Origin of the sequence: Cupriavidus basilensis, assembly GCF_029335485.1 — a bacterium.
Lineage (GTDB): Bacteria > Pseudomonadota > Gammaproteobacteria > Burkholderiales > Burkholderiaceae > Cupriavidus > Cupriavidus basilensis_E.
Window position 1 is genome coordinate 23,640 of the sequence record NZ_JARJLM010000312.1, and the last position, 9,646, is coordinate 33,285.

General features: G+C 68.7%; 8 protein-coding genes. 6 read left to right on the top strand and 2 right to left on the bottom strand.

All coding sequences use genetic code 11. From position 1 onward, the window contains the following. Positions 1-41: 41 nt before the first annotated feature. Positions 42-1,547: an MFS transporter gene (locus tag P3W85_RS18245; RefSeq protein WP_276265824.1), complete on the bottom strand. Its 1,506-nt coding sequence runs from the start codon at positions 1,545-1,547 to the stop codon at positions 42-44. Between the two features lie 219 nt (positions 1,548-1,766). Here P3W85_RS18245 and P3W85_RS18250 point away from each other — a divergent pair, with 219 nt between their 5' ends. The 4 genes from P3W85_RS18250 (at position 1,767) to P3W85_RS18265 (ending at position 6,058) form a co-directional block, all read left to right on the top strand. After that, complete coding sequence (locus P3W85_RS18250) at positions 1,767-2,657, top strand: LysR family transcriptional regulator (RefSeq protein WP_276265825.1); 891 nt, start codon at positions 1,767-1,769, stop codon at positions 2,655-2,657. A 126-nt stretch (positions 2,658-2,783) separates the two neighbouring features. Next, positions 2,784-3,788 (top strand): aldo/keto reductase, encoded by a 1,005-nt coding sequence (locus P3W85_RS18255; RefSeq protein ID WP_017226436.1) that lies wholly within the window; start codon positions 2,784-2,786, stop codon positions 3,786-3,788. A 286-nt stretch (positions 3,789-4,074) separates the two neighbouring features. Continuing rightward, positions 4,075-5,046: a delta(1)-pyrroline-2-carboxylate reductase family protein gene (locus tag P3W85_RS18260; RefSeq protein WP_276265826.1), complete on the top strand. Its 972-nt coding sequence runs from the start codon at positions 4,075-4,077 to the stop codon at positions 5,044-5,046. Between the two features lie 283 nt (positions 5,047-5,329). Continuing rightward, the gene (locus tag P3W85_RS18265; RefSeq protein WP_276265827.1) at positions 5,330-6,058 is read left to right on the top strand and encodes an OmpW/AlkL family protein; all 729 of its coding nucleotides are present in this window, start codon (positions 5,330-5,332) and stop codon (positions 6,056-6,058) included. A gap of 54 nt (positions 6,059-6,112) precedes the next feature. Here the strand turns inward: P3W85_RS18265 and P3W85_RS18270 are convergent, their stop codons facing one another. Next, positions 6,113-6,313, bottom strand: a complete 201-nt coding sequence (locus tag P3W85_RS18270; RefSeq protein ID WP_017230007.1) for a heavy-metal-associated domain-containing protein — start codon at positions 6,311-6,313, stop codon at positions 6,113-6,115. Positions 6,314-6,602: 289 nt separating this feature from the next. Between P3W85_RS18270 and P3W85_RS18275 the strand changes: the two genes are divergently transcribed. Both P3W85_RS18275 and cueR read left to right on the top strand, forming a co-directional pair. After that, positions 6,603-9,062 carry a heavy metal translocating P-type ATPase gene (locus P3W85_RS18275; protein ID WP_276265828.1) on the top strand — a complete coding sequence of 820 codons (2,460 nt, stop codon included), beginning with the start codon at positions 6,603-6,605 and terminating at the stop codon, positions 9,060-9,062. Beyond that, positions 9,059-9,559, top strand: coding sequence for a Cu(I)-responsive transcriptional regulator (gene cueR, locus P3W85_RS18280; protein ID WP_276265829.1), 501 nt, complete (start codon positions 9,059-9,061; stop codon positions 9,557-9,559). The genes P3W85_RS18275 and cueR overlap by 4 nt, the downstream gene beginning before the upstream one ends. The last annotated feature ends 87 nt before the right edge of the window (positions 9,560-9,646 follow it).

Sequence of the window (9,646 nt, forward strand, 5' to 3'; positions counted from 1 at the left end):
TGCACGATGGTGTCTTCCTGCGATGCGCCGCCCTCCGTCCGCTACGTGCCGCTGGCGGCCTTCGGCGCGGACCCGGCAAGATGCGGCAGGCGCGCGTGGCTGAGGAAGCCGAACACCATGCCGGCCGAGAGCACGGTGATCGCCGCCAGGATGTACAGCAGGCTCCGGAAGGCCTCGCCATAGCCTTGCACCAGTGCCTGGCGGCCCAGTTGCGGCAGCAGGGACATGGCTTGCGACAGGTTGCCCATGGCGAGGCGGTGCGCAGCCTGCGGCAGCAGGGTGGAGGCATCCGCCGCGAGCATGGGGTGCAGCCTGGATTGCGCCAGCGCCGCGAGCAGCGCGCCGACGATGGCCAGGGCGATGCCTTCTCCCGCGACGCGCGTGGTGCTGAAGATACCGGTGGCCATGCCGGCGCGTTCCTTGGGCACCACGCTGACCGCCAGGCCGTCCATCAGCCCCCAGGGCAGGCTGATGCCGAAGCCGATCGTCAGCATGGGCAGCACCATCCCGGCGGGGGGCTGGCCGGGCGCGCATTGCGCCAGCCACGACAGGCCGCCGGCGCAGATCAGCAAGCCCAGCCCGGAGATCAGCCCCGCCGACAGCCAGCGCGTCAGCATGCCGGCCAGCAGCGGTACCACCAGCATCGGCGCGGAAAGCGCAATCATCATGCGGCCCGCTTCCATCGCGCTGTAGCCCTCTATACCGATCAGGCGGATGGGCAGCAGCACTTGCAGCACGACATAGGAATAGGCCGGCGCGGCCGCGAGGAACTGCACGCCGACAAAACGCGGATAGCGGAACAGGGACAGGTCGAGCATGGGCGCGCGCACGCGCTGCTCGATGACGACGAACGCCACCAGCAGCACCGCCGAGCCACTCAGCAGCAGGACGACCGGCAGGCTGCCCCAGCCGCTGTCGGGCGCGCTCAGCACGGCATAGGTGAACAAGGCCAGCGCCCCGGTAAAGGTGGCGGCGCCGGGCCAGTCGAGGCCCATGGCGGCGGGGTCGCGCGACTCGCGCATGCAGCGCGCGCCGAACCCCAGCGCGCATGTGGCGATGAGAGCGACGCTGAGAAAGACCGAGCGCCATCCGGCTTGCTGGATCAGGGCTCCGGCAAGCACCGGGCCGAAGGCCAGGCCGACGCCGAAGCTCGTCCCCAGCAGGCTGAAGGCGCGGGTGGCCGCCCGTCCCTCGAACTCCTGCGCCAGCGCCGCCACGCCGCCCGAGAACGCGGCGGCGCCCGCCATGCCCTGCGCGGCGCGCAGCACATCGACCCAGGCGAGGTCGGGCGCCGCCATCAGCGCCAGCGAGGTGAGGGCGAAGCCGGCGACGCCGGCGAGAAAGATGCGCTTGCGCCCGAAGCGGTCCGCCAGCGCGCCGGCGGCCATCAGGCAGCTGCCGAAGCACAGCATGAAGGCATTGGTGACCCAGCTCAACGCGATGGGGCTGCCGCCGAGGCTGCCGGCAATCGCCGGCAAGGCCACCGCCGGGCCGGTGAAGCTGAGCGGCATCGCCAGCGCCGCGAGGCAGACGGCGCCGAGGGTCATCGCTTTCTGCGCCGGAGTGTGTGCAGATGTGTCAGGTGCATGCATGGTGAGTTCATGTCGGAAGGCAGGACAGGGCGCGTTCGGCGTGCCATACGGCGTCGCCGTCGGTGAGTGCCCGTGACGCCCCTTCTGGAAAGTGGACTGATGATAGGATGGCTTTAATACGGCTTAAAGCCCCCAGCTTTCCGCTCTTAACGGACAAAAACTCCCTAATCGACCATGGATAGTCTTAGCGGCCTGTACGCTTTCGTGCGCGCGGCGGAGTCCCACAGCTTCGTCGCGGCGGGACGGCTGCTCGGCGTCTCGCCATCGGCCATCGGCAAGAGCGTGATGCGGCTCGAGGCCCGGCTCGGCATCCGGCTGTTCCACCGCAGCACGCGCCAGATCCGGCTGACGGACGAGGGCACGCTGTTCTTCGAGCGTTGCCGGCGCATCCTGGAGGAGATCGACGACGCCGAGCTGGAACTGTCGCGGCTGCAGGAGGCGCCGCGCGGCCGCCTGCGCATCAGCGTCCCGGCGATCGGCTATCGCCTCGTGCTGCCCGACCTGGCGGCGTTCTCCGCGGCCTATCCCGAGATCGAGTTCGACCTGGATTTCAGCGACCGTATCGTCGACGTGGTGGAGGAGGGCTTCGACATGGTGATCCGCAGCGGCGAGCTGACGGATTCCCGGCTGATGGCCAGGCGGCTGCGGCCCTTCCGTTTCGTGCTATGCGCTGCGCCGGACTATTTCGCGCGCCGCGGGATGCCGCGGCGGCCGCAGGACCTGGAGCAGCACGCCTGCCTGCGCTATCGTTTTCCCTCCAGCGGCAAGCTGCAGGACTGGGTGTTGACGAAGGAGGCGGGCGGCGCCGAACCGCGGCTGCCGGCAGCCTTCACCCTGAACAGCATTGAAGGCGTGCTGGCCGCCGCGACAAGTGGCCTGGGCATTGCCTACGTGCCGGATTTCGTCGCGCGGGACGCGTTGCGCGAGCAGCGCCTGCAAACCGCGCTGGACCAGTACAACGTGGTGGAGGGCACCTTCTGGATGCTGTGGCCATCGAACCGCCACATGCTGCCGAAGCTGCGGGTGCTGGTGGACTTCCTGTCGCGGCGGGAGAACGCGGCCTGATGGCGGCGGCGCCCGGCCCGACCAGGCGATTGTGAAGCCCTGCTTCATGAAGCATGCGGGCCAGCGGGCTGTTTCGCCGCGCCTGTACTGGCGATACTGCGGGGGTTCCAAATCAAGGGAGTCAGCATGACCGTACTACGCAAGCTGGGGCGGCACGGCCCGCAGGTATTCCCCATCGGCCTGGGCTGCATGGGCATGAGCGAGTTCTACGGCGCCCACGATGACGCCGAATCCATTCGCACGATTCATCACGCGCTGGATCGTGGCATCAATTTTATCGATACGGCGGATATCTATGGCCCGCACACCAATGAGCGCCTGGTCGGGCGCGCCATCGCGGACCGGCGTGACGGCGTAGTGCTTGCCACCAAGTTCGGCATCGTGCGCGACGCCGCCAACCCGGTGGCGCGTGGCGTCGACGGCCGGCCCGAGTACGTGCGGGCCAGTTGCGATGCCAGCCTGCAGCGGCTTGGCGTGGATCATATCGACCTGTACTACCAGCACCGTGTCGACCCGCAGGTGCCGATCGAGGAAACCGTGGGGGCGATGGCGGAACTGGTCAAGGCGGGCAAGGTGCGCTGGCTGGGCTTGTCGGAGGCCGGCGCGGATACCGTCGAGCGTGCGCATCGGGTGCATCCCATCAGCGCGCTGCAGAGCGAGTATTCGCTGTGGACGCGCGACGTGGACGAGGGCGGCGGGCACAGCATCCTTGCCACCTGCCGCCGGCTCGGCATTGCGCTGGTGCCCTACAGCCCGCTGGGCCGGGGTTTTCTCACCGGCGCCATCCGCAGCCCTGCCGATTTTGCCGAGGACGACTACCGCCGCGCCAGTCCGCGGTTCATGGGCGAGAACTTCGCGCGCAACCTGGCGCTGGTCGACAAGGTGCAGGCGCTGGCGCGCGACAAGGGCTGCAGCCCGGCGCAGCTGGCGCTGGCCTGGGTGCTGGCGCGTGGCGAGCAGGTGGTGCCGATTCCCGGCACGCGCCAGGTGCGCAATCTCGACGATAACCTTGGCGCGCTCGACGTGGTGCTGGACGCTGCCGACATGGCGGCCATCGATGCCGTGTTTCCGGCGGACGCGGCGGCGGGTACGCGGTATCCGGAGCAGATGATGGGGCTGCTGGCGCGTTGAGGGGGAGTGCTGGAGGTGATGTTTTCGTTGGGTTGTACCCGGGGTGGGTTGTGGGGGCTACCGGGAGACCTGACTGCAATTGCGACTGCAACGCCAACTCCAACTGCTTGAACGTCAACGTCGACAGCGCACCTCCCCTTCGGGGAGGCGCTCCATACGGGGAGCAATATCGCCACGGCTCGCTTCGCATCGCGTGAGGGGTGGCCCGCTCGCGGGCCGCCCATCAGTCTTGCCGGGCGGGATCGCCGATAATTCCGCATCGCGAATCGCTTCCGGAGTCATCGCCTTGTCCCTTGCCCTGCTCGACGCCGCCCAGACCGCGGCACGCCTGCCGTATCCCGCGCTGGCCCGCGCCATTGCCGGCATGCTGGCCGAACTGCGCGCCGGCACCGCCATGGCGCCGCCGCGCATTGCCCTGCCGGTGGGCGATGCCGCCGGTGGCGAAGGCACGCTGCTGGTGATGCCGGCGCGCAACCGCGATCTGGTGATGACCAAGAACATCACCGTGCATCCCGGTAACCCGCGGCGCGGCCTGCCCAATATCCTGGGCGAGGTGGTGGTGGCCGACGCCCATACCGGGCAGCGGCTGGCGCTGCTGGATGGCCCTACCGTGACGGGGCGGCGCACCGCCGCGGTGTCGCTGCTCGCGGCCCAGACCTTCGCGCCGCAGCCGGATGGCGAGTTGCTGATCATCGGCGCCGGCGTGCAGGCCCAGACCCATCTCGAAGCGTTCATTGCGGGCCTGGCGCCGCGCCGCGTATGGCTGCATTCGCGCACCGCCGCCAAGGCCGAGGCGCTGGCCGCGCAGGCGCGCACGCTCGGTACCGAGGCGCAGACGGTGGACGATGCGCGCACCGTGCTGCCGCGCGTATCGATGGTGGTCACCGTGACCTCCAGCCTGTTTCCGGTGCTGCCGGATCTCGATAGCGGCCTGTGGCGCGACGATCATTTCATTGCCGCGGTGGGCGCTTTCCGCCCCGAGATGTGCGAGTTGCCGCCGGCGCTGTGCCAGGCGGCTTCCGCGCATGGCCGCTTGCTGGCCGATACCCTGTTCGGCATCGAGGAGGAGGCGGGCGACCTGCTGCAGGCTGGCATCGATTGGGCCACCGTGCAGCCCTTCGAACACGCCATCCTCCGCGCGGCGGAGCTGCGCGCGCGGCGCGGCAGCCCGCTGGTGTTCAAGAGCGTTGGCTACGCCTTGTGGGACCTGGCGGCCTGCGTGCTGGCGAGCGCGCATCCGGGGTCCGTGGCGGCGTGAGCGGCGGCGCTCCGGCGGCTGCGGATCCTGAACGCGACGAGCACGTCAGGCAATACCCGTGTGCCAGGTAGGTCTTTGCCGCCGAGTGGGCTTCGCCGCCATTGGGCGTCGCATATCCGTTACAGTTTTGGCGCCGATTTGACGTAAAACCCCCGGTTTTTTAATGGTTAACCCGTGCTTTAGGGGAGGCCTTCTAGTAAAGGCTCTCGTGTTTGAAACAGGGGCGACACACCAAGCCGGATAATGCTTGCCTCAAGGACGAGAGTTGAAAGGAGTAGGAGGCATGACCAATAAAAAGATTCTGGTGGCCAGCGTTGCCATGCTGATTGCCGGCACCGCGCAAGCGCAAAGCGCGGGCAGCAATATCATCAGCCTGGGCTGGTTCCGCGTGATGCCGACCAGCTCGGCCGATCCCCTGGTCCTCGATAGCATCAACGGTTTTCCCCTGGGGCAGACCCAGACCGGTACCGGTGCCAAGATCAAATCGGCGGATACGCTCGGCATCGCCTTCACCCACTTCTTCACCGACAATATCTCGGGTGAAATCGTCGGTGGCATTCCGCCACAACACGATGTGGAGGGCACGGGTACCTACAGCAAATATGGCACGCTGGGCAATGTGAGGCAGTGGAGCCCCGCGGCACTGGTGAAGTACCACTTCCTGGAGGCGAAGTCCAAGTTCCGTCCCTATGTGGGCATCGGCGTGAACTACACCTGGTTCACCGGCGAGACCATCACCAACCAGACCTTCGTGAAGTCCCAGTTCGGGCCGAATGCAACGATGACGGCCAGCGCCAAGAGCTCGTGGAATCCGGTGTTCAATATCGGCGCCAACTACGCCGTGACCGACAACTGGTTTATCGGCCTGTCGGTTTCCTACCTGCCGCTGTCCAGCACCGCAACGCTCACCACGCACAACGCCGGGGCGTCGGGCAACCAGACCATCGTGTCGCACACCAAGATCAAGATCGATCCGGTGGTGACCTTCCTGAACGTGGGCTACCGCTTCTGAGTTTCCGCTTTGCCAAAGCGCAAAACGGGCGCCTTCGCGGCGCCCGTTTTGTCCTTAAGCGGCGCTCTTGACAGGGTAGCCGGCCGCTTCGATGGCCTCGCGCAGCGCATCGTTGCTGGCGGCGGCTTCCACCGTGACCGCCTGCGCGGCGATATCCGCCGACACCCTGGCGGCCGGATCGAGCGCCTGCACGGCGCGGGTGATGGCGCCCACGCAGTGGCCGCAAGACATGCCTTCAACCTGGAACTGGATCATAGGGAATCTCCTGTTGGTGCAAAGAAAAGGGTCAAAAGGGTCAAAAGGGTCAAGATCAAGGAACGCATCCGGTTGCCCGGAAAGCGTACCTGCCGCTGCGCTGTCCGGGCCGGACTGGCATCTGCCCTGAAGTCTGCACCTTCCCACGATGGGAAGCGCAAGGTCTTTTTACTGCCCGCGGCAGTTTTGCAGGTGACGGATACGTTTCTTGCAGCCAGGCTTGACCTTCCCAACATGGTAAGGTCCATGATGTGCTCATCGTCACTGTGGATTCCCGTCCCCCCAGGCCATGCCAGCAAATTCCCAACTCCTTCCCGTACCCGGCGCCGCGGCAGTCGCGCCGGTTTCCGAATGGCGGCTACCCATCGGCGGCATGACCTGCGCCTCTTGCGTGCGGCGCGTCGAGACCGCGCTGGGCAAGGTGCCCGGCGTGCGCCAGGTCGCCGTCAACCTTGCCACCGAGGAAGCCACGCTGCAGGCCGACAGCGCCGCGGTGTTGCCGGCCGCGGCCGAGGCCGTCAAGGCCGCCGGTTACGAAGTGCCGCGCCAGGCCATTGCCTTGTCCATCAGCGACATGACGTGCGCGTCCTGCGTGGCCCGCGTGGAGCGGGCCTTGAAGGCCGTGCCCGGGGTGGTCGATGCGCAGGTCAACCTGGCCACCGAGCAGGCGGAGGTGACCGTCATGCGCGGCGCCGTGGATGCCGATGCACTGGCGGCCGCGGTCGCGCGTGCCGGCTATGGCGCAGTGCCGGTGAGCGGCGACCTGCCCGCGGGCGCGGCGGCTGGCGAAGGATTCTGGTCGGGGCCGTGGCCGGTGGCAATCTCGGCGGCATTGTCGCTGCCGCTGGTGGCGCCCATGGCGGCGGCGTGGTTCGGCGTGCACTGGATGCTGCCGGCCTGGGTGCAATGGCTGCTGGCCACGCCGGTGCAGTTTGTGTTCGGCTGGCGTTTCTATAAGGCGGGCTGGAAAGCGGTGCGTGCCGGTGCGGGCAATATGGATCTGCTGGTCGCGCTCGGTACCTCGGCGGCTTACGGTTTGTCGTTGTGGCTGATGTGGCGTGGCGGCGAGGGCATGCCGCACCTGTATTTCGAAAGCGCGGCGGTGGTGATCACGCTGGTGCGCCTGGGCAAGTGGCTGGAGACGCGCGCCAAGCGCCAGACCGCCGATGCCATCCGTGCGCTGGCCGCGCTGCGCCCCGACAGCGCGCTGGTGCGTCGCGCTGACGGCGAGATTACGGTGCCGCTTGGCGCCGTGCGCGTGGGCGACGAGATCGTGGTGCTGCCGGGCGCACGCGTGCCGGTGGACGCCGAGGTGATCGAGGGCAGCAGCCATGCCGATGAGTCGATGCTGACCGGCGAAAGCCTGCCGGTGCCCAAGGAGCCCGGCGCGCGCCTGACCGGCGGCGCCATCAATTACGAAGGCCGGCTGGTGGCGCGCACCGTGGCGGTGGGCGCGGAAACGGTGCTGGCGCGCATCATCCGCATGGTCGAGCATGCGCAGGCGGCCAAGGCGCCGATCCAGCGCATGGTCGACCGCGTCAGCGCGGTGTTCGTGCCGGTGGTGCTGGGCATTGCGCTGGCGACGCTGCTGGGCTGGGGCGTGTTCGGCGGCGGCTGGGAAACCGCGCTGCTCAATGCGGTGGCGGTGCTGGTGATTGCGTGCCCATGCGCGCTTGGCCTGGCGACGCCGACCGCGATCATGGCCGGCACCGGCGCGGGCGCGCGCGCAGGCATCCTGATCAAGGACGCCGAGGCGCTGGAACTGGCCCACCGCGTCAAGGTGGTGGCCTTCGACAAGACCGGCACGCTCACGGTCGGCAAGCCGGAGGTGGTGGCGCTGGCGGTACCCGCCGATGCTGGCGCGGGTGCGCAAGAACGCTTGCTGTCACAGCTTGCCGCGCTGCAGGCCGGCAGCGAACATCCGCTGGCGCATGCCGTGCTGGCGGCGGCACGTGCGCGCGGCATCGCGGCGCCGGTGGCCAGCGACGTGCGCGCGCTGCCGGGCATGGGCCTGGCCGGCAAGGTGGATGGCGTGGCCCTGCAGTTGGGCAGCGAGCGCCTGCGCGCCGCGCTGGGCGCAGCGGCGGGTACGCTCGAAGCGCAGGCGCAAGCGCTGCAGGAACAGGGCCGCACGGTGTCCTGGCTGATCGAGACGCAGGTGCAGGGGCTGCCGCGTGTGCTGAGCCTGGTCGCCTTCGGCGATGCGATCAAGCCCGGCGCGCGTAGCGCGATCGAACGGCTGCGCGGCGCTGGCGTGCGCACGGTCATGCTCTCCGGCGATAACCGTGGCGCGGCGGCACGCGTGGCCGAGGCGCTGGGACTGGACGAAGTGCAGGCGGAAGTGCTGCCGGCCGACAAGGCCGAGCGCGTGCTCGCGCTCAAGGCCGGCGGAACCGTGGTGGCGATGGTGGGCGACGGCATCAACGATGCGCCGGCGCTGGCCGCTGCCGATGTCGGCATTGCCATGTCGACCGGCACCGACGTGGCCATGCATGCCGCCGGCATCACGCTGATGCGCGGGGACCCGGCGCTGGTGGCCGATGCGCTGGCGATCTCGCACCGCACCGTGCGCAAGATCCGGGAGAACCTGTTCTGGGCCTTCTTCTACAATGTGATCGGCATCCCGCTGGCGGCGGCCGGCCTGCTCAACCCGGTGGTGGCCGGCGCGGCCATGGCGTTCTCCAGCGTGAGCGTGGTGGGCAATGCACTGCTGCTGCGGCGCTGGCGCCCGGCTGGGGGGAGAGCATGAATATCGGCGAAGCGGCGCAGGCTTCCGGCGTCACCGCAAAGATGATCCGGCACTACGAGGCGATCGGCCTGCTGGCGGCGCCACCGCGCAGCGAGGGCGGCTACCGCCGCTACGACGAGCGCGCGGTGCACACCTTGCGCTTCGTGCGGCGTGCCCGTAATCTCGGGTTCTCGCTGGACGAGATACGCGATTTGCTGTCGCTGTGGCACGACCGCGCGCGGGCCAGCGCCGATGTCAAGGCGCTTACCCTGCGCCACGTGGCGGATCTCGAACAGCGCATCGCCGAGCTCGCCGCCATGCGCGACACGCTGCGCCTGCTGGCCGAGGCCTGCAGCGGCGACGCGCGGCCCGATTGCCCGATCCTTGCGGATATGGCGCGGGCCGGGCCGGGCGAGGACGGCGGCGGGAGCGCGGAGGCGGATCGTGGCGCGCGTGGCAGCGTGACGCCGGCCTGCGATCATTGCCCCCGTGAAGAGGACGGCGCGGCGGCCACTTAGCCGCGCTGTGCCGGCGCGAGGGAAGCGCGGCCGTAGCGGAACAGATATGGAGACCAATCGCATGGATCGACCGAGCACCGCTGCACC

Coding starts and splice junctions, on each gene's coding strand:
- P3W85_RS18270 (WP_017230007.1), bottom strand. CDS start 6,313: ATGATCCAGTTCCAGGTTGAAGGCATGTCTTGCGGCCACTGCGTGGGC.
- cueR (WP_276265829.1), top strand. CDS start 9,059: ATGAATATCGGCGAAGCGGCGCAGGCTTCCGGCGTCACCGCAAAGATG.
- P3W85_RS18275 (WP_276265828.1), top strand. CDS start 6,603: ATGCCAGCAAATTCCCAACTCCTTCCCGTACCCGGCGCCGCGGCAGTC.
- P3W85_RS18245 (WP_276265824.1), bottom strand. CDS start 1,547: ATGACCCTCGGCGCCGTCTGCCTCGCGGCGCTGGCGATGCCGCTCAGC.
- P3W85_RS18255 (WP_017226436.1), top strand. CDS start 2,784: ATGACCGTACTACGCAAGCTGGGGCGGCACGGCCCGCAGGTATTCCCC.
- P3W85_RS18250 (WP_276265825.1), top strand. CDS start 1,767: ATGGATAGTCTTAGCGGCCTGTACGCTTTCGTGCGCGCGGCGGAGTCC.
- P3W85_RS18265 (WP_276265827.1), top strand. CDS start 5,330: ATGACCAATAAAAAGATTCTGGTGGCCAGCGTTGCCATGCTGATTGCC.